The organism is Pseudonocardia sp. KRD291 (assembly GCF_019263595.1).
Lineage (GTDB): Bacteria > Actinomycetota > Actinomycetes > Mycobacteriales > Pseudonocardiaceae > Pseudonocardia.
In genome coordinates, this window is sequence record NZ_JADQDD010000105.1 from 1 (window position 1) to 18,497 (window position 18,497).

Consider the following 18,497-nt stretch of genomic DNA (forward strand, 5'->3'; position numbering starts at 1 on the left):
TCGAGAACGGGGGTGCGCCGGAGAGGGCGTTCGAGTTCGCTTCGCGCGTCAGAGCAGACAGAGCGCGCTGTCGGTCCGCGCCAGATCGACGTGGCGGCGGGCCACGAGGCGCAGACGGAGCGAAGTCACGGCACCAGATTGCCACGGGTGTCCGGACCGAAGCCAGCGCGTGCCCGCATGGTGGGAGGCGATTCACAGACGGCGTCCCGGCGGGAAGCCCCTCGAGGACTGGCACACTCGGATGTCGTGCCACCTCCCGCCGTATCCGCCGAGCCGCCGTTCGGCATCTACGTCCACGTGCCGTTCTGCGCGAGCCGGTGCGGGTACTGCGACTTCAACACCTACACCGCCTCCGAGCTCGACGGCTCCGGCGCGTCCCCGGACGGCTGGCTCGACGCCGTCCGCCGGGAGCTCGCGCTGGCCGCGGCGACGGTGGGGGAGCGGCCGGTGGAGACCGTGTTCGTCGGCGGCGGGACGCCGTCGCTGCTCGGGGCGGAGCGTCTGGGCCTGGTGATGGACGCGGTCCGGTCGGAGTTCCCGCTCGCCCCCGGCGCCGAGGTGACGACCGAGTCGAACCCGGAGTCGACGTCGCCGGAGTTCTTCGCCGGGCTCGCCGCGGCCGGGTTCACCCGCGTCTCGCTGGGCATGCAGTCCGCCGCGCAGCACGTGCTGGCCGTGCTCGACCGCAAGCACACGCCGGGCCGCGCCGTCGAGGCGGCGCGCGAGGCCCGCGCGGCCGGCATCGGGCACGTCAACCTCGACCTGATCTACGCGACCCCCGGCGAGACCGACGACGACCTGCACCGCTCGCTCGACGCCGTGCTCGAGGGCGGGGTCGACCACGTCTCCGCGTACGCCCTGATCGTCGAGGACGGCACGGCGCTGGCCCGCCGGGTCCGCCGCGGCGAGCTGCCGGCCCCGGACGACGACGTCGCCGCGACCCGCTACGAGATCCTCGACGCGCGCCTGACCGAGGCCGGTCTGCGCTGGTACGAGGTGTCGAACTGGTCCGTGCCCGGGACCGACGCCGAGTGCCGGCACAACCTGGGCTACTGGCGCGACGGCGACTGGTGGGGCCTCGGGCCGGGCGCGCACTCGCACCTGGCCGGCTCCCGCTGGTGGAACGTCAAGCACCCGGCCCGCTACGCCGCCGCGCTCACCGCGGGCGAGACCCCGGAGGCCGGGCGCGAGGACCTGACCGCCGCCGAGCGCTACACCGAGCGGGTCATGCTGCGCCTGCGCCTGGCCGAGGGCCTGCCGCTGGACATGCTCGACGGCCCCGGACGGGGCGCGGCGGCCCTCGCCCGCGACGACGGCCTGCTCGAGCGAGACCCGTTCGACACCGGACGGGCCGTCCTCACCCCCCGCGGCCGCCTCCTGGCCGACCGAGTCATCACCGACGTCCTGACCGCCGTCCCGGTGCCGCGGTGACCCGTCCCGTCCCGACCTCGCACAGGTTCGTGCGTCCTCGCACAGGTTCGAACCTGTGCGAGGACGCCATCCGGTGTGCGAAGTCGGGCCGGCGACGGGGTGGGGGCGGGCGGTGAGCCCTCGGCGGCGGTTGCTGGTCGGGGTGCTCGCGCTCGTCGTGGTCGCGGTAGTGGTCGTCGCGGTGCTGGTGTCGGTCTTCGGGGCGCGGGGCATGTCCGGCGGCGGCGGGCCGGTCGCGCAGGACCGGCCGGGGACGGTGCTGCTGGTACCGGGCTACGGGGGCAGCCGGTCCGGGTTGCTGCAGCTCTCCGGCCGGATCCAGTCCACCGGCCGCCAGACGCAGGTGCTGCGCCTCGACGGTGACGGCACCGGCGACCTGAACCGCCAGGTCGAGGTGCTCGACGCCGCCGTGGACGCCGCGCTGGCCGGCGGCGCGCCCTCGGTCGACGTCGTCGGCTACTCGGCGGGCGGTGTCGTCACGGGGCTGTGGGCGGCCCGCGACGACGGTGCGGCGAAAGCCCGCCGCGTCGTCACGCTCGGCTCGCCGCTGCACGGGACGACGCTGGCCACGCTCGGCTCGACGTTCGCCCCGGACGCCTGCCCGCAGGCCTGCCGCCAGCTCGCGCCCGGCTCGTCGCTGCTCACCGAGCTCGACGCCGACCGGGTCGGGGCCGAGGTGCCGTGGCTGTCGCTGTGGACGACCGACGACGAGACGGTCACCCCGCCGGACTCCGCGCGCCTCGACGGCGCGACGAACGTCGAGCTCCAGCAGCTGTGCACCGGTGCCCGGGTCTCGCACTCCGCGCTGCCCACCGACGAGGCGGTCACCGGCCTGGTGCTGCGCGCCCTGTCCCCGGCGCCGATCACCGCGGCCCCCACCGACTGCGGCACCCTGCGCGCGGCCGGCCGGGCCTGAGGGCGCGCGGCCGGCCGGTTCTGAGGGCGCGCGGCCGAGGCGTGGACCGGCGCGCTCAGCTCGTGACGTCCTTGGTGGCCAGGTTCGCCCAGGCCGCGCCGAACGCGACCAGGATCCAGCCGAGCTGGACCAGCGCACCGCGGTCGACCGCGGTGTAGAGGATCGGATCGCGGAACAGGTCGATCCAGGCCAGCCAGTGCGCCGTGGGCAGGAACTGTTCGACCGCGCCGGCCGCCTCCAGCGGCTGCAACGACGCGCTCGTGACCACGACCGCCAGCACGCCGAGCGCGGCGGCCAACGGCGAGTCGGTCAGCGTGGAGAAGAAGATCCCGATCGCGCCGAGGGTGAGCATGCACAGACCCAGGTAGCCGACGGTGAGCAGCGTGCGGGTGAGGAGGTCGACCGGCTCGATCACCGGCCCGGACAGCGACGGCACCGCGCCGAAACCGGTCACCGCGGCCGTGCCGCCGCTGGTGGTCGTGCCGCCGAACCCGAACGCGGCGATGCCGACGACGTAGGACGTGACCGTCACGAATGCGACCGCGAGCAGCACGAACGCCGCCACCGAGACGAGCTTCGCGAACAGCATCCGCAGCCGCCCGACCGGGCGGACGAGCAGGTAACGCAGCATCCCGGTGGAGGCCTCGCCGGCCACGGTGTCCCCGGCGACGACGGCGACGGTGATCGGCAGGAACACCGGCAGCACCAGGGCCAGCGCCGCGGCCGGGAAGATCTGGCCGTTCGTGGTGACCGCGGACAGGAACGCCGCGCCACGGCCGGGCGGGGGCGCCAGGCCGGTCGCGGACACCAGTACCGCGACCAGCGCGGGCAGCGCGCACAGCAACGCCCAGCACATCCACACGCGCCGTCTGCGCAGCATCAGGGCCAGCTCGACGCCGATCACCGGACGATCCTCTCGGTCGACGGGCCGGACCGGTCGTCGTCGGCGGCGCGGGACCGCCCGTTGCGGGCCGGGTCGAACCGGTCCGCGCCGGAGCCGGAGCGTTGCAGCACCACCTGTTCCAGCGTCCGGCGCTCGACCTCGAGCCCGGTCACGGCCACGCCGCGGGAGACCAGGTGCGCGTTCAGCCCGGCCGGGTCGTCCGCCCGGACGGTGACCGTCGTGCCGGCGCGCTCCTCGACGACGCCGCCGAGCAGCCGCGCGGCGGCGTCCGGGTCGGGGGTGTGCACGATGACCCGGCCGGTCGGGGCGCGCAGGACGTCCATGTCCTCGGTGAGCACCAGCCGTCCGGCGTCCATCAGGCCGATCCGGGTGCACAGCGCCTCGACCTCGGAGAGCAGGTGGCTCGACAGCACGACGGTGGTGCCGCCGGCGTTGAGCGAGACCAGCAGCCTGCGGATCTCGCCGATGCCGCGCGGGTCCAGGCCGTTGGTCGGCTCGTCCAGGATCAGCAGCGGCGGGCGCCGCAGCAGGGCCGCGGCGATGCCGAGGCGCTGGCGCATGCCCAGCGAGTAGGCCCGCACCGGGCGCCGGTCGACCCCGGCCAGGCCCACCTGCTCCAACGCCTCCTCGACGCGCCGCCGCCGCGCCCCCGGACGCACCAGGAGACCGCCGCGGGTACCGGCCGCGTCGAGCATCCGCAGGTTGGACCGCCCGGGCAGGCCCGGCCACGCGGCCGGGCCCTCGACCAGCGCACCGACCCGGGGCAGCACGCTCGCCGCGGCCCGGGGCATCGGCTCGCCCAGCACCTGGGCCGTCCCGGACGTCGCGTGCACGAGGCCGAGCAGCATCCGGACCATCGTCGTCTTGCCGGAGCCGTTCGGCCCGAGCAACCCGAAACGGGACCCGGCGGGCACCTGCAGGTCGACCCCGTCCACGGCGACGATCCGGCCGAAGCGCTTGGTCAGTCCCTCGGTGCGGATCACCGGTCCGTCGTCCGCTCCGGCGTCCCCCGGCACCCGCGGCGCGTTCACCGCCGCACCCCGGGGACGAGCTCCGTCGCGGCCGCTTCGAGCACGTCCGGCACCACGGTCCCGGCCAGCAGGAACCCGCCGCCGCGCCGGCGCACCACGACCAGGCCGAGCAGTGGCGTCGCCACCCGCACGGCGCGGTCCGGCGCGAACCCGGCGATCGGAACGCCGCCCGCGGCACCGGCCCCGCCGATGATCTGGCGCGCGACGTCGCGCCCGGCCGGGACCAGCACGAACCGGCTCACCCCGGTCCCGTAGACGCCGATGCCGGGCAGGGCGCCCTCGTCGGAGCCGGGCAGCTCGACCCGCGCCCGCCCGGCCAGCGAGTCCGGCGGCGGCGGGGCGCCGAGCCCGCGCAGCACCCCGGCCAGGTCGCCGGGCCGGGCGGAGACCGACTCGGCGCCGGGCGGGACGTCCGGGCGCAGCGCGAGACCGGACGGCGGCGCGGCCTCGACCGAGGTGAACGCGGTGGAGAGCACCGGCCCGGCCGCGCCCTTCGCGGCGATCTCGACGGCCATCGGCAGCGCGGGCGTCCCGGCCGGGCCGGGCAGCGCCCAGACGTCGATCCGCCCGACCGTGCCGGCGGGGTCGGCGGGGACGACGCGGATCCCCGGGACCGCGTACCCGGCGATCCGTCGCGGCGGCAACGCGGACACCGCTTCGGTCGCGGTGATCCCGAGCAGCCGCCGGGCCAGGTCGGACGGCGCGAGGTCGGAGGCGCGCGGCAGCCGGACCGGGGCGGTCCCGCGGATCGTGGTCAGCCGGTTGCCGCCGTAGTCCCAGAGGTACTCGGTGTCGCCGAGGCGGTAGGTGTCGATCTCGCCGGCCGGGGTGAGCTGGTCGATCCGCCAGCGGTCCCGGGCCGCCACCTGCACCCGGATCCGGGTGGTCGTGGACAGCAGCGCGGACGCGCTCTCCAGCCGCGGGATGTCGGGCAGCCCGAGCCCCCCGGTGCTCTCCGCGAGGCCGGTGTGCGGCACGACACCGGAGAGCACGGCGTCGCGCAGCTGCTCCGGGGTCGGCTCCGCGGCGCCCGCGGTGGGCGTGGCGGGCAGCCAGCCCTCGGCGGTCCCGGCCGCGACCAGCGCCGCGGCACCGGCACCGACCAGCAGCGCGCGGCGGCCGAAACGGCGCGGAGGAGGCACACGTTCCACGGTGCCACAGCCCGGGCCCGGGGGTTCCCCGCGCGCAGCGGCCCCGCGGGGCACGACCATGACCCGCGACACGGCCTAGACTGGACGACGGCCCACAGCAGCGGTACGGCGAGACGACGGGGGGTGCCGCGGAGATGAACGCCGACGACCGACGGTTCGCCGTCCTGCGCGCGATCGTCGCGGACTACGTCTCGACCCAGGAGCCGGTCGGGTCCCGGGCGATCGTGGACCGGCACAACCTGGGCGTCTCCAGCGCGACCGTGCGCAACGACATGGCGGTGCTGGAGGAGGACGGCCTGATCGCCCAGCCGCACACCAGCGCGGGCCGGATCCCGACCGACAAGGGCTACCGCCAGTTCGTGGACCGGATCGCGGCGGTGAAGCCGCTGTCCTCGGCCGAGCGGCGCGCGATCCAGACGTTCCTCGAGGGCGCGGTCGACCTGGACGACGTGCTGCGCCGCAGCGTCCGTCTCCTCGCCCAGCTCACCCGCCAGGTCGCCGTCGTGCAGTACCCGACGCTGACCCGCTCCACGGTGCGTCACCTGGAGGTCGTCGCCCTGACCCCGGCCCGGCTGATGCTGGTGCTGATCACCGACTCCGGGCGGGTGGACCAGCGCGTCGTCGACCTGGGTGACGTCCTGTCCGAGGGTGACGTCGCACGGCTGCGCGACCTTCTCAACGGTGCTCTGGCCGGTCAGCGTCTCGGCGAGGCCTCGGCCGCGGTGGCCGACCTGGTCGAGGCGGGGCCGCCGGACCTGCAGGCCCCGCTCACCACGCTGGCCACGGTGCTGATCGAGACCCTGGTCGAGCACCCCGAGGAGCGCCTGGTGCTGGGCGGCACGGGGAACCTGACCCGCAACTACGCCGACTTCCCGGGCTCGCTGCGACAGGTGCTCGAAGCCCTGGAGGAGCAGGTCGTGGTGTTGCGGCTGCTGGCCTCCTCGCAGGACTCCGGCCTGGTCACGGTGCGGATCGGCGAGGAGAACGAGGCCGAGGACCTGCGCGGCGCCTCGGTCGTGACCGTCGGGTACGGCTCGGGGACGCCGTTGGGCGGAATGGGCGTCGTCGGACCGACCCGGATGGACTATCCCGGCACGATCTCGGCGGTGGATGCCGTCGCCCGGTACGTGGGTGAGATCCTGACGGGGCGTTAGACGAGATCGCGCTCATTGTGCACGGCCCGGCCGAGACTCCGCCGCGGCAGCTCTACACGAAGGACCAAGAGGGAACAGCCAGGTGGCACGCGACTACTACGGGATCCTGGGCATCGACAGCGGTGCCGGGCCGGACGAGATCAAGCGGGCGTACCGGCGTCTGGCTCGGGAGCTCCATCCCGACGTCAACCCGGACCCTACGTCGCAGGAGCGCTTCCGCGAGGTCAGCACCGCATACGAGGTGCTGACCGACCCGGAGAAGCGCCGCATCGTCGATCTGGGCGGCGACCCGATGGACCCGCGCGGCGGGGGCGGCGGCGGTGGCGACCCGTTCGGCGGGGGCTTCGGCGGTTTCGGCGACATCATGGACGCGTTCTTCGGCAACGCCGCCGGTGGCGGCCGCGGCCGGGGCCCGCGCAGCCGGGTCCAGCCCGGTGCGGACGCGCTGATCCGGATGGAGCTGAGCCTGCAGGAGTGCTCCACCGGCGTGCAGCGCGACCTGACCGTGGACACCGCCGTGCTGTGCACCCAGTGCACCGGCTCCGGGTGCGCGGAGGGGACCAGCCCGACGATCTGCGACACCTGCGGCGGCAACGGCGAGATCCAGAGCGTGCAGCGCTCGTTCCTCGGCCAGGTCGTCACGTCCCGGCCGTGCCCGACCTGCCGGGGCTTCGGCGAGGTCATCCCGGACCCGTGCCGCCAGTGCGCGGGCGACGGACGGGTGCGCTCGCGCCGGTCGGTCGCTGTCAGGATCCCGGCCGGGGTGGCCGAGGGGATGCGGGTCCGGCTGGCCGGGCAGGGCGAGGTCGGCTCCGGCGGCGGTCCGGCCGGCGACCTCTACGTCGAGGTCGAGGAGACCCCGCACGAGATCTTCACCCGGGACGGCGCGGACCTGCACTGCACGCTCCCGCTGCCGATGACCGCGGCCGCACTGGGCGCGACGCTGCCGCTCAAGCTGCTCGACGACTCGATCGAGGAGCTGCACATCGAGGGCGGCACCCAGTCCGGCACGGTGCGGACGCTGCGCGGCAAGGGCATGCCCCGGCTGCGCTCGACCGGGCGCGTGGACGGTGCCGGGGACCTGATGGTGCACGTCGAGGTCGCGGTGCCGACGAAGCTGGACAAGGAGCAGACCGACCTGCTGCGCCAGCTGGCCACGCTGCGCGGCGAGGAGCAGCCCGACCTGGTCGGCGGCGCCCGCAACGGCCACGGCCTGTTCTCCCGCCTGCGCGACACCTGGGGCCGCTGACCCCCGTGAGCACCCTGCCGCTGTTCCTGGCCGAGGACCTGGGTGAGCTGCCGGCGTCCGGCGGGCCGCTGGAGCTGGCCGGGCCCGAGGGACGCCACGCGGCGACGGTGAAGCGGATCCGTCCCGGCGAGCGAGTCCTGGTCTCCGACGGCCGCGGTGCCGTCGCCGAGGCGGTGGCGGGGGAGTCCGGCCGGGACTCGCTGATGCTCGACGTCGGCCCGGTGCGCCGCAGCGAGGCGCCCGCGGTGCGGGTCGCGGTCGCCCAGGCGCTGGTCAAGGGCGACCGCGGCGAGCTGGCCGTGGAGACGGCGACCGAGGCCGGTGCGGACGAGCTGATCCCGTGGCGGGCGGCCCGCTCGGTGGCCCGCTGGGAGTCCGGCCCGCGCGGGGACAAGGCGCTGGCCCGCTGGCGGACGACCGTGCGCGAGGCGGCCAAGCAGGCGCGCAGGCCGTGGATCCCGGACGTCGCCGAGCCGGTGGACACCGCCGGGCTGGCGCGCCGCGTCCGGGGCGCGGACCTGGCGCTGGTGCTGCACGAGTCGGCGACCGAGGGCCTGCGCGACGTCGCGCTGCCCGGGGCCGGCACGGTGCTGCTCGTGGTCGGCCCCGAGGGCGGGATCGACGACCGGGAGCTGGACGCCCTGACCGCCGCCGGCGCGCGGACGGTGCGGATGGGTCCGGAGGTGCTGCGCGCCTCCACGGCGGCCTGCGTCGCCCTCGGTGCCCTCGGCGCCCGGACCGCGCGCTGGGCCCCGGCGATCGAGACCCGGTGATACCGACACGGTGACATCGACCCGGTGACACCGACCCGGTGACGACCACTGCCGCCACCCGGGCCGACGTGCCATGATCCGCCCGTGCATGACCCGAATCACAGCGCACCGGGCGCGTCCACGGCCGCCCTGTCGCCCGTCGGCACGCGGGAGGGCCGTCCGATGAGCCGGCGCCGCCTCGGCGCGTCACTGCTCTCGCTGGGGGCACTCGCCGCCGCCCCGGTCCTGGCCTCCTGCGGCGCCTCCGAGCCCGCGGGCCGCGGCCCCGGCGCGTCGGCGACCCCGGCGCCGACGCCTGCGCCGCAGCGGCGGGCCTACGGCTCGGACCCCAGCCAGTTCGGCGAGTTCACCGAACCGGCCGGCTCGGGGGCCGCGCGCGGCATCGTCGTGATCGTCCACGGCGGGTTCTGGCGCTCGGGCTACGACCTGTCCCTGGGCCGCCCGCTCGCCGCCGACCTGTCCCGCGCCGGGTGGGCGACCTGGAACATCGAGTACCGGCGCGTCGGCGGCGGCGGGGGCTGGACCTCCACCTTCGACGACGCCGCGCTCGCCCTCGACCACCTGGCGACGGTCGGCAGCACCCGCCTCGACCTCGGCCGGGTCTACACGCTCGGGCACTCCGCGGGCGGGCACCTCGCGGCCTGGCTCGCGGGCCGGCCGGGGCTGCCGCCGGGCAGCCCGGGAGGTGCACCGCGGATCCGGGTGGCAGGCGTCGTGGCCCAGGCCGGGGTTCTGGACCTGGTCGACGGCGCCGACCTGGGCGCGGGCGCCGTGGTGGACCTGATGGGTGGGGGACCGGCCGACGTCCCCGAGCGCTACACGATCGGCTCCCCGGCCGAGCGGACGCCGCTGGGCGTGCCGTCGGTGTGCGTGCACGGCACCGCGGACGCGAACGTGCCGATCGTGCAGAGCGAGCGCTTCGTGCAGCGGGCGGTCGCCGCGGGCGACCGCGCCGAGCTCGTCCGGGTCGAGGGCGCGGACCATTTCGACCTGATCGACGTCGCGTCGCCGGCCTGGAAGGCCTGTACCGCCGGACTGGACCGGGTCTCCGCGGGCTGAGCGCTCACTTCCCGGCGAAGCGCTCCAGCGACACGCCGGTCTTGGTCCGCTGGTCGGCGTGCGGGTCCACGCCCTGCTCGGTCAGGAAGTTCCGGGCCGCGGTGGCCACCCGCGCCACGCGGTCGATCCGGCAGCGCGCCGACACCTCCACCAGGCGGAACCCGTCCGGGTAGGTCCAGTCCTCGACGACCAGACCGGGCCCGCCGTTGCGGGGCGTGGTGCGCCGCCGCGCGACCTCGATGGGGCCGAGCCCGCTCAGGCCGTCCAGGTCGACCCGGTGCTCGGCGTGGCCGCGGAGGAACCCGCGTTGCTCGGCCGAGAACAGCGAGCTCAGCGACCGCTTGCCCCGCAGCGCCGAGCGGATCGCGGCCGGTGACAGCGTCCGGCCGAGGGCCGCCGACCACCAGGACATCCCGGGCAGCGCGTCCAGCTCGACCCGCAGGTTCGGCGACCGCCGGACGCGCCCCGGCAGCGGGACCGGGCGTGGCCTGCGCAGCTTGACCACCGCGTCGTCGTCGCCGCGCCGGTTGCGCCGGGCACGCAGGATCAGCCCGCTCTCCCGCAGGACGAGGTCCGGGGTGTCGAAGTACCAGACCTGGCGCAGGCGCACGTTGCGGCGGTCGACCATGGGAGCGCGGAGGACGGCCTCGTGGCTGGCCTCGGGGACCAGGAACTTGAGCTCGACGGTGCGGACCCTGCGCCCCCGCAGGGCCGGGTCGGCGAGGTCGGTCCAGGGGTGGCACGCCGCAGCCCGGCACGCTCTCTTCTTCTCGGCGTCCATGTACCGGTGTGGTTTCCCCCGTCGGTCCGGCCGAAACGTCGCGTTCGCCGGGGTCCGGGGCGCTCGCCTGTGGTGACCCGAGCATAGGCCGCCGCCTAGGATGGCGTCGTGCTCGTCGACGCCGCGGGGTCCCTGTTGTTGCTGGTCGACCTCCAGAAACGGCTGATGCCGGCGATCCACGACGGCCTGCTCGTCGTGGCGAACGCCGTCCGGCTCGCCGAGGCCGCCGGGATGCTCGACATCCCGATCGCGGCCACCGAGCAGAACCCCGACGGGCTCGGCCACACGGTCGACGAGCTGGCCGCCCACCCGCAGATGGTGCTGGCCAAGACCGCCTTCGGCGCGACGTCCGAGCCCGGTTTCGACTCGTTGCTGCCGCCCGGGGGCGCCGAGCGCATCGTCGTGGCCGGCGCCGAGTCGCACGTCTGCGTGCTGCAGACGGTGATCGGCCTGTGTGAGCGGGGGCACCGGGTCGTCCTGGTCGCCGACGCCGTCGGGTCCCGTGCCCCGGCCAGCCACGCGGCCGCGCTGGCGCGCGCCCGCGAGCACGGCGCCGAGGTCGTGACGACCGAGATGGTGCTCTTCGAGTGGCTCGCCGACTCCCACCACCCGCGTTTCCGCGACGTCCAGAAGCTGATCAAGTAGGCGTCACCCGGGGTACACCGCGCACCGGGGTCCGGCGCGGACCCGGGCGCAACGAGATGGGCAGTGTCGGTGCGGATCGGTACCATCGCCGTCGTCCCCCCACGGGCAGAGACCGAAGGCAGGCGAGAAGCACCCTTGACCGGAACCGAACCCGGCGGCCCCCTCGACGCGCGGGACGGCATGGTCCGGTCCCGCATGGTCGTGCCGGACGCCGCACTGCTCGCGCTGCTCGGTTCCAGTGACGAGAGCCTGCGCATCGCCGAGGACGCCCTCACCGCCGACGTGCACGTACGCGGCAACGAGCTGACCCTCTCCGGTGTGCCGGCCGACGTCGCGTTCGCCGAGCGCGTGTTCACCGAGCTGATCACGCTGGCCGAGCGCGGCCAGCAGGTGACCGGCGACGCCGTGCGCCGGACCGTCGAGATGCTCTCCGACGAGGGCGCCGACGACCGGGAGCGCCTCGGCGAGTCCCCGGCCGAGGTCCTGAGCCTGGACATCCTGTCCCGGCGCGGCAAGACCATCCGGCCGAAGACGCTGAACCAGAAGCGCTACGTCGACTCCATCGACACGAACACCATCGTGTTCGGCATCGGCCCGGCCGGCACCGGCAAGACCTATCTCGCGATGGCGAAGGCCGTGCAGGCGCTGCAGGCCAAGACCGTCAACCGGATCATCCTGACCCGGCCCGCGGTCGAGGCCGGCGAGCGGCTGGGCTACCTGCCCGGCACGCTGTTCGAGAAGATCGACCCGTACCTGCGCCCGCTCTACGACGCCCTGCACGACATGCTGGACCCGGAGTCGATCCCGAAGCTGATGGCGGCCGGGACGATCGAGGTCGCACCGCTGGCGTACATGCGGGGCCGGAGCCTGAACGACGCGTTCATCATCCTGGACGAGGCTCAGAACACCACGCCGGAACAGATGAAGATGTTCCTCACCCGGCTCGGGTTCGGGTCCCGGATCGTGGTCACCGGCGACGTCACCCAGATCGACCTGCCGGGCAACGCCAAGTCCGGCCTGCAGGTCGTGCGGGAGATCCTCGACGGGGTCGACGACGTGCACTTCGCGACGCTGGACAGCGCCGACGTGGTGCGGCACCGCCTGGTCGGCGACATCGTCGACGCCTACGCCCGGTGGGACGCGGCCAGCCAGCGCCGCGCCGCGATCTCGGCCGGCAACACGGCCCCGCGCAACGGTCCGCCATCGGCACGGCAGGCGGGTCGGCGGCGGTGAGCGGCGCGGCGGCCCCGGGGAGCTGACCGCGGGCGTTCCGGTGGCGACTACGCTGGTGGCCGGGTACACGGGGGGCGCGCCAGCCCCCGGCCCGTGCCGGGCATCCGCCGCGAACACCAGACGTCCCAGGGGTCATCCACCGCCGTGAGCATCGAGGTCATCAACGAGTCCGGTGTCACGGTCGACGAGTCGCTGGTCGTCTCCGTCGCCCGTTTCACCCTGGACGCCATGCGCGTCAACCCGGCTGCCGAGCTCGCGATCACCGCGGTCGGCCTGGACACCATGACCGAGCTGCACGAGCGGTGGATGGAGGAGCCGGGCCCCACCGACGTGATGGCGTTCCCGATGGACTCCCTGGCCGACGACAGCCGCCGCCCGGACGCCCCCGACCTGGGCCCGTCGCTGCTCGGCGACGTCGTGCTGTGCCCGGCGTTCGCGAAGGACCAGGCCCGCAAGGCCGGTCACACGCTGGCCGACGAGCTGCACCTGCTGACCGTGCACGGCGTGCTGCACCTGCTCGGCTACGACCACCTCGAGCCCGCCGACGAGCGCGAGATGTTCGCCCTGCAGGACAAGCTGCTGGCCCAGTGGCGTGACGGGCGGGCCGCGGCGGAGGCGCAGCAGGCCCAGCGCCGCACCGACGACCGGTTGCTCGGCGCGGCCGGGCTCGAGGACGACACGCGACCATGACGACGACCCTGTGGCTGATCGTGATCGCGGTGGTGCTGATCCCGCTGGCCGGGTTGTTCGCCGCGGCCGACGCCGCGCTGATGTCGATCTCGCGGGCCCGGGTGGACGCGGTGGTGCGGGCCAAGCGCTCCGGGGCGACGGCGCTGGCCGCCGTCGTCGCCGACCGGCCCCGCCACGTCAACCTGCTGCTCCTGCTGCGCCTGGCCGCGGAGACCGCCGCGACCGTGCTGCTGGTCTCGGCGCTCGCGCCGGAGTTCTCCTCGCCGTGGATCGGCGTGCTGCTCGCCGGCGTGATCATGGTGGTGGTCAGCTACGTCCTGATCGGGGTCGGCCCGCGCACCCTCGGACGCCAGCACCCGTACCGGATCGGGCTGCTGCTGGCGGGCCCGGTGCGCGCGCTGGGCACGCTGCTGTCGCCGCTGTCCAAGCTGCTGATCCTGGTCGGCAACGCGATCACCCCCGGCCCCGGTTTCCGGGAGGGCCCGTTCTCCACCGAGGTCGAGCTGCGCGAGCTGGTGGACATGGCCAGCACCCGCGGCGTCGTCGACGAGGGCGAGCGCCGGATGATCCACTCGGTGTTCGAGCTGGGGGAGACCCCGGTCCGCGAGATCATGGTCCCGCGACCGGACGTGGTCTGGACCGAACGCGACACCCCGGTGGACAAGGTCCTGCGGCTGGCGCTCAAGAGCGGCTACTCGCGGATCCCGGTGCTCGGCGAGAGCATCGACGACGTGATCGGGCTGGCCTACCTCAAGGACCTGGTCCGGGCCCGCGACGAGGCCGAGCGCGAGCAGCGCCCGCGGGCGTCCCTGGTCGAGATCATCCGGCCGGCGACGTTCGTGCCGGACTCCAAGCGCAGCGACGAGCTGATGCGTGAGATGCAGCGCCACCGCAACCACATGGCGGTCGTGGTCGACGAGTACGGCGGCACCGCTGGCGTGGTGACGATCGAGGACATCCTCGAGGAGATCGTCGGTGAGATCGCCGACGAGTACGACGTCGAGGAGGTCCCGGACGTCGCCCCGGCCGAGGGCCGCACCCTGCGGGTCGCCGCGCGGCTGCCGGTGGAGGACATCGAGGAGCTCTTCGCCTCCGAGTACACCGGCACCCCGCGCGAGGCCGAGCTGCGCGAGGCACTCGAGGCCGCCGACGTGGACACCGTCGGCGGGCTGCTCGCCCAGCGCCTGGGCAAGGTGCCGCTTCCCGGCGCCGAGGCCGAGGTGGCGGGCCTGCACCTGCGCGGCGAGGGCGGCAAGGACGCCCGTGGCCGCACCCGCATCACCTCGGTGCTGGTCACCCCGATGGACCCCGAGGGCACCGGGGAGGACGACGAACGGATGCGCCCGAGCCGTGTCCCCGACCGGCACGACACCGGTGACCGTGTGCCCGATGCAGCCGAGAGCGACCCCAGCGAGCCGGTCGGAACCGACGAGGTTCCCGCGCCGCAGGAAGGAACCGATGTCCGGCACTGAGCCCGACCCCGCCCTCGACCCCGAGGACGCCAAGATCGTGACGCTGGCCCGTTCGGCCCGCGCCCGCGTCGGCGCCGCCGAGGGTGCCGCCGTGCGCGACACCGACGGCCGCACCTACGCCGCGGCCACGGTCGCGCTGCCGTCGCTGGAGCTGACCGCGCTGCAGGCCGCCGTGGCCGCTGCGGTCTCCTCCGGCGCCCCCGGCCTGGAGGCGGCCGCGGTCGTCACCGACGCCGGCACCGCCGACGACGCGTCCGTCGCCGCGGTGCGCGAGCTCACCGCGGGTGCGCACGTGCTCGTCGCGGACGCCCGCGGCGACGTCGTCGCGACGCTGGCGGGGGTGTCGGCATGAGCGCCGCAGCCGCCGCCGTGCCCGCCACCCCCCGCTTCGACCTGGTCGTGGTCGGCGGCGGGATCGTCGGCCTGGCCACCGCGCACGCCGCGGTGCGCACCGGCCGCTCGGTCGCGGTGATCGAGCGCGAGCCGCGCCTGGCGAACCACCAGACCGGCAACAACTCCAACGTCATCCACTCCGGCCTCTACTACGCCCCGGGCAGCTACAAGGCCCGCCTGGCCGTGGCCGGTTGCGCGGAGACCGTCGCGTTCTGCCGCGAGCACGACCTGCCGCACCGGGTGTCGGGCAAGCTCGTCGTGGCCACCGAGCCCGACGAGCTGCCGCGGATGGCCGAGCTGCAACGCCGCGGCGACGCCAACGGGGTGGAGAACCACCGCGTCGACGAGCACGGTATGCGCGAGCACGAGCCGGACGTCCGGGGCCTGGCCGCCCTGTGGGTGCCCTCGACCGGCATCTGCGACTACCGCTCGATCTCGGAGAAGATCGGTGAGCTGGTCGAGAAGAGCGGCGGCGAGATCCACCTGGGCCGCTCGGTCACCGGGATCGCCCGCCGGGTGGACGACGTGGTCGTGCGCACCGACCGCGGCGACGTCCTGGGCTCCCAGGTCGTCGTGTGCGGCGGCCTGCGCTGCGACGAGCTGGCCCGGATGGCCGGGGCCGACCCGGGCGTGCGGATCATCCCGTTCCGCGGTGAGTACACCGGGTTCTCCGACCGGGCCGCCTCGCTGGTCCGCGGGCTGATCTACCCCGTCCCGGACCCGGCGTTCCCGTTCCTCGGGGTGCACGCCACCCGCGGCGTCGACGGGCACGTGCACGCCGGCCCGAACGCGGTGCTGGCGATGGCCCGCGAGGGCTACGACTGGCGCACGGTCCGGCCGAAGGAGCTGCTGGGCACGCTCACCTACCCCGGCATGATCAAGGTGGCCCGGAAGCACTGGCGCTACGGCGTCGGCGAGGTGCAGCGCTCGCTGTCGAAGACGGCGATGGTCCGCCAGATCCAGCGGCTGCTCCCGGACGTCCGCGCCGAGGACCTGAGCCCGGCCGGGGCCGGCGTGCGCGCGCAGGCGGTGAAGGCCGACGGGACGCTCGTCGACGACTTCCTGTTCCTGGACCAGGGCAGCGGCGCCGGATCGGTGCTGCACGTGCTCAACGCGCCGTCGCCGGCCGCGACCGCGGCGCTGCCGATCGGGCGCGAGATCCTCGAACGCCTCACCGGTGACACCCTCGGACCCCTGACGAGCGCCGCATGAGCGGCCCCGTCTCCGGTCTCGGCAGCGGCTTCGCCGAGGTCCCCGACGGCTTCCGGTCCGGGTTCGCCTGCTTCGTCGGCCGCCCCAACGCGGGCAAGTCGACGCTGACCAACGCGCTGGTCGGGCAGAAGATCGCGATCACGTCCAGCCGGCCGCAGACCACCCGGCACGCGATCCGCGGCATCGTGCACCGCGACGACGCCCAGGTCGTGCTCGTCGACACCCCCGGCCTGCACAAGCCGCGCACGCTGCTCGGCTCCCGGCTCAACGACCTGGTCCGCACCACGTGGGCCGAGGTCGACGTGATCGGTTTCTGCGTGCCGGCGGACCAGCCGGTCGGGCGCGGCGACGAGTTCATCGTCAACGAGCTGCGCTCGGTCGCGCAGCACACCCCGGTGTTCGGCGTCGTCACCAAGACCGACCTGGTGGAGCCGCAGGTCGTCGCCGAGCGCCTGACCGAGGTCTCGAAGCTGATGGACTTCGCCGAGGTCGTGCCGACGTCGTCGAAGTCCGGGTTCCAGGTCTCGCTGCTCTCGGACCTGCTGGTCGCCCGGCTGCCGGAGGGCCCGCCGCTCTACCCGGACGGCGACCTCACCGACGAGCCGGAGGAGACGCTCGTCGCGGAGCTGATCCGGGAGGCGGCGCTGGAGGGCGTGCGCGACGAGCTCCCGCACTCGATCGCGGTCGTGATCGAGGAGATGAACCAGCGGGAGAACGACAACCCGAAGGCCGCGCCGATGCTGGAGGTGCACGCCAACATCTATGTCGAGCGCTCCAGCCAGAAGGGCATCGTGATCGGCAAGAACGGCGCGCGGCTCAAGCACGTCGGCACCGAGTCGCGCCGCCAGATCGAGGCGCTGCTCGGCACGAAGATCTTCCTCGACCTGCACGTGAAGATCGCCGAGAACTGGCAGCAGGACCCCCGTCAGCTCCGCAAGCTCGGCTTCTGACCCCTGCTCTTCCGCGTTGTGGAGCCCTGATGAGGCCTCAGGTGCGCCCCTGTCGCGACATGGCTCCACAACGCGGGTGTCGGGAGGAGCGTGGTGGCGTGGTGAGCGGGAGGGGACTGCGTAGGGTTGGGGCATGTCCCTGTACCGCGACACCGGAGTGGTGCTGCGCGTGCAGAAACTCGGCGAGGCCGACCGGATCGTCACGCTGCTGACGCGGCGCTACGGCAAGGTCCGGGCCGTCGCGAAGGGCGTGCGCCGGACCCGGTCCCGGTGGGGTGCACGGCTGGAGCCGTTCAACCACGTCGACGTGCAGTGCTACACCGGGCGCAGCCTGGACGTGATCACCCAGGCGCAGACCCTCGACGCGTTCGCGCCGGGCGTCGTCGCCGACTACGGCGCCTACAGCTGCGGCTGCGCGATCCTGGAGACCGCCGACCGGCTCGTCTCCGAGGAGGGCGAGCCGTCGCTGCGGGTCTACCTGCTCCTGGTCGGGGCCGTGCGGGCGCTGGCCGACCGGACCCGGGACCCCTCGCTCGTGCTCGACGCGTTCCTGCTGCGCGCGATGAGCCACGCCGGATGGGCCCCGTCGCTGTCGGAGTGCGCGCGCTGCGCCGCGCCCGGGCCGCACCGGGCGTTCACCGTCGCCGGCGGCGGGGCGGTCTGCCCGCGCTGCCGCCCGCCCGGGTCGGTGTACCCGGCCACCGAGACGTTCGGGCTCCTGCAGGCGCTGCTGCACGGCGACTGGGACGTCGCGGACGGCTCGGTGCAGGTCGTGCGGCGCGAGGCCAGCGGCCTGGTCGCCGCGCACCTGCAGTGGCACCTGGAACGGCAGCTGCGGTCGTTGCCGCTGGTCGAGCGCCAGATGCGGGAGCGGCCCGGCGCCGGACCGGACCTCGCCGACCCGGTCGTGACCGACCACTGATCCCCGATCTCGCCCGATCGTGTCCCTCCCGGTTGTAACCGGAACCGGACCGGCCTCGATAATCCTCGTGATGGATCTCGACCGGGAGGCAGACGTGACCGCAGGTGACGCTCGACCCGGGGACCGGCGGCCCGCCGCCGAGACCCAGCGGATCCCCACCGCCCGTACCGAGCGGCTGCCGGTGCCTGAAACCGAGAGAAGCGCAGGCGGAACGAGCAGCAGCACAGAGCAGATGCCGGTGTCGCGCACCGAGAAGCTGCCCGAGACGCGGCCGGACAGCACCACCACCCCGATGCGGCAGGTCCGCCGCCGCGCCGACGACGGGCCGTGGCCGGCCATCCCGATGCTGCCGGTGATCCGGCCCGAGGACGTCCCGCTCTCCGAGGTCGACCGCGTCCGCGAGTCCCGCGGCGTGCAGGCCCTGCAGCGCTACCTCGAGTTCGACCAGAAGCGCGACCCGGACGCCCCGGCGTGGCCGGAGCGCGACGACCCCGACGCCTGAGGTCCCACCCGGGCTCGCCGCACCCGGAG

19 protein-coding genes are annotated in these 18,497 nt (G+C 74.7%); 15 read left to right on the forward strand and 4 right to left on the reverse strand.

Going from position 1 to position 18,497, the window contains the following annotated elements; genetic code table 11:
- Positions 1–246 precede the first annotated feature (246 nt).
- Both hemW and I4I78_RS16155 read left to right on the forward strand, forming a co-directional pair.
- Positions 247–1,431, forward strand: a complete 1,185-nt coding sequence (gene hemW, locus I4I78_RS16150) for a radical SAM family heme chaperone HemW (RefSeq protein ID WP_308252151.1) — start codon at positions 247–249, stop codon at positions 1,429–1,431.
- A gap of 112 nt (positions 1,432–1,543) precedes the next feature.
- Entirely contained in the window at positions 1,544–2,347 is an 804-nt protein-coding gene (locus tag I4I78_RS16155) for a lipase (protein ID WP_308252152.1), read from the forward strand.
- 55 nt (positions 2,348–2,402) lie between these two features.
- On the opposite strand, the gene I4I78_RS16160 is transcribed toward I4I78_RS16155, so the two are convergent.
- From I4I78_RS16160 to I4I78_RS16170, 3 genes are read right to left on the reverse strand one after another with little or no spacing between them, the layout of a single operon-like run.
- Complete coding sequence (locus I4I78_RS16160; RefSeq protein WP_218612152.1) at positions 2,403–3,251, reverse strand: ABC transporter permease subunit; 849 nt, start codon at positions 3,249–3,251, stop codon at positions 2,403–2,405.
- Positions 3,248–4,234, reverse strand: a complete 987-nt coding sequence (locus tag I4I78_RS16165) for an ABC transporter ATP-binding protein (protein ID WP_218612167.1) — start codon at positions 4,232–4,234, stop codon at positions 3,248–3,250. Before I4I78_RS16165 ends, I4I78_RS16160 begins: the two co-directional genes overlap by 4 nt.
- A gap of 44 nt (positions 4,235–4,278) precedes the next feature.
- Positions 4,279–5,424 (reverse strand): hypothetical protein, encoded by a 1,146-nt coding sequence (locus tag I4I78_RS16170; protein WP_218612153.1) that lies wholly within the window; start codon positions 5,422–5,424, stop codon positions 4,279–4,281.
- A 143-nt stretch (positions 5,425–5,567) separates the two neighbouring features.
- Here I4I78_RS16170 and hrcA point away from each other — a divergent pair, with 143 nt between their 5' ends.
- The 4 genes from hrcA (at position 5,568) to I4I78_RS16190 (ending at position 9,668) form a co-directional block, all read left to right on the forward strand.
- On the forward strand, positions 5,568–6,587 hold the full coding sequence (hrcA, locus tag I4I78_RS16175) for a heat-inducible transcriptional repressor HrcA (protein ID WP_218612154.1): 1,020 nt from the start codon (positions 5,568–5,570) through the stop codon (positions 6,585–6,587).
- Positions 6,588–6,669: 82 nt separating this feature from the next.
- A complete protein-coding gene (dnaJ, locus tag I4I78_RS16180) occupies positions 6,670–7,836 on the forward strand; it encodes a molecular chaperone DnaJ (RefSeq protein WP_218612155.1) in 1,167 nt (388 codons plus the stop codon).
- Positions 7,837–7,841: 5 nt separating this feature from the next.
- Complete coding sequence (locus tag I4I78_RS16185; RefSeq protein ID WP_308252154.1) at positions 7,842–8,609, forward strand: 16S rRNA (uracil(1498)-N(3))-methyltransferase; 768 nt, start codon at positions 7,842–7,844, stop codon at positions 8,607–8,609.
- A gap of 162 nt (positions 8,610–8,771) precedes the next feature.
- Complete coding sequence (locus tag I4I78_RS16190) at positions 8,772–9,668, forward strand: S9 family peptidase (protein ID WP_218612156.1); 897 nt, start codon at positions 8,772–8,774, stop codon at positions 9,666–9,668.
- Between the two features lie 4 nt (positions 9,669–9,672).
- On the opposite strand, the gene I4I78_RS16195 is transcribed toward I4I78_RS16190, so the two are convergent.
- Entirely contained in the window at positions 9,673–10,449 is a 777-nt protein-coding gene (locus I4I78_RS16195) for a hypothetical protein (RefSeq protein ID WP_218612157.1), read from the reverse strand.
- 108 nt (positions 10,450–10,557) lie between these two features.
- Between I4I78_RS16195 and I4I78_RS16200 the strand changes: the two genes are divergently transcribed.
- The 9 genes from I4I78_RS16200 (at position 10,558) to I4I78_RS16240 (ending at position 18,468) form a co-directional block, all read left to right on the forward strand.
- A complete protein-coding gene (locus tag I4I78_RS16200) occupies positions 10,558–11,094 on the forward strand; it encodes an isochorismatase family protein (RefSeq protein WP_218612158.1) in 537 nt (178 codons plus the stop codon).
- Positions 11,095–11,229: 135 nt separating this feature from the next.
- Positions 11,230–12,327, forward strand: coding sequence for a PhoH family protein (locus I4I78_RS16205; RefSeq protein WP_374225879.1), 1,098 nt, complete (start codon positions 11,230–11,232; stop codon positions 12,325–12,327).
- 144 nt (positions 12,328–12,471) lie between these two features.
- Positions 12,472–13,017 (forward strand): rRNA maturation RNase YbeY, encoded by a 546-nt coding sequence (gene ybeY / locus I4I78_RS16210; protein WP_218612159.1) that lies wholly within the window; start codon positions 12,472–12,474, stop codon positions 13,015–13,017.
- Positions 13,014–14,489 (forward strand): hemolysin family protein, encoded by a 1,476-nt coding sequence (locus I4I78_RS16215; RefSeq protein WP_218612160.1) that lies wholly within the window; start codon positions 13,014–13,016, stop codon positions 14,487–14,489. The genes ybeY and I4I78_RS16215 overlap by 4 nt, the downstream gene beginning before the upstream one ends.
- A complete protein-coding gene (locus I4I78_RS16220) occupies positions 14,476–14,841 on the forward strand; it encodes a cytidine deaminase (protein WP_218612161.1) in 366 nt (121 codons plus the stop codon). The genes I4I78_RS16215 and I4I78_RS16220 overlap by 14 nt, the downstream gene beginning before the upstream one ends.
- The gene (gene lhgO, locus I4I78_RS16225) at positions 14,838–16,094 is read left to right on the forward strand and encodes an L-2-hydroxyglutarate oxidase (RefSeq protein WP_218612162.1); all 1,257 of its coding nucleotides are present in this window, start codon (positions 14,838–14,840) and stop codon (positions 16,092–16,094) included. Before I4I78_RS16220 ends, lhgO begins: the two co-directional genes overlap by 4 nt.
- A complete protein-coding gene (gene era, locus I4I78_RS16230) occupies positions 16,091–17,044 on the forward strand; it encodes a GTPase Era (RefSeq protein ID WP_218612163.1) in 954 nt (317 codons plus the stop codon). The genes lhgO and era overlap by 4 nt, the downstream gene beginning before the upstream one ends.
- Before the next feature lie 133 nt (positions 17,045–17,177).
- On the forward strand, positions 17,178–17,966 hold the full coding sequence (gene recO / locus I4I78_RS16235) for a DNA repair protein RecO (RefSeq protein ID WP_218612164.1): 789 nt from the start codon (positions 17,178–17,180) through the stop codon (positions 17,964–17,966).
- A 238-nt stretch (positions 17,967–18,204) separates the two neighbouring features.
- A complete protein-coding gene (locus I4I78_RS16240; protein WP_218612165.1) occupies positions 18,205–18,468 on the forward strand; it encodes a hypothetical protein in 264 nt (87 codons plus the stop codon).
- Positions 18,469–18,497 lie beyond the last annotated feature (29 nt).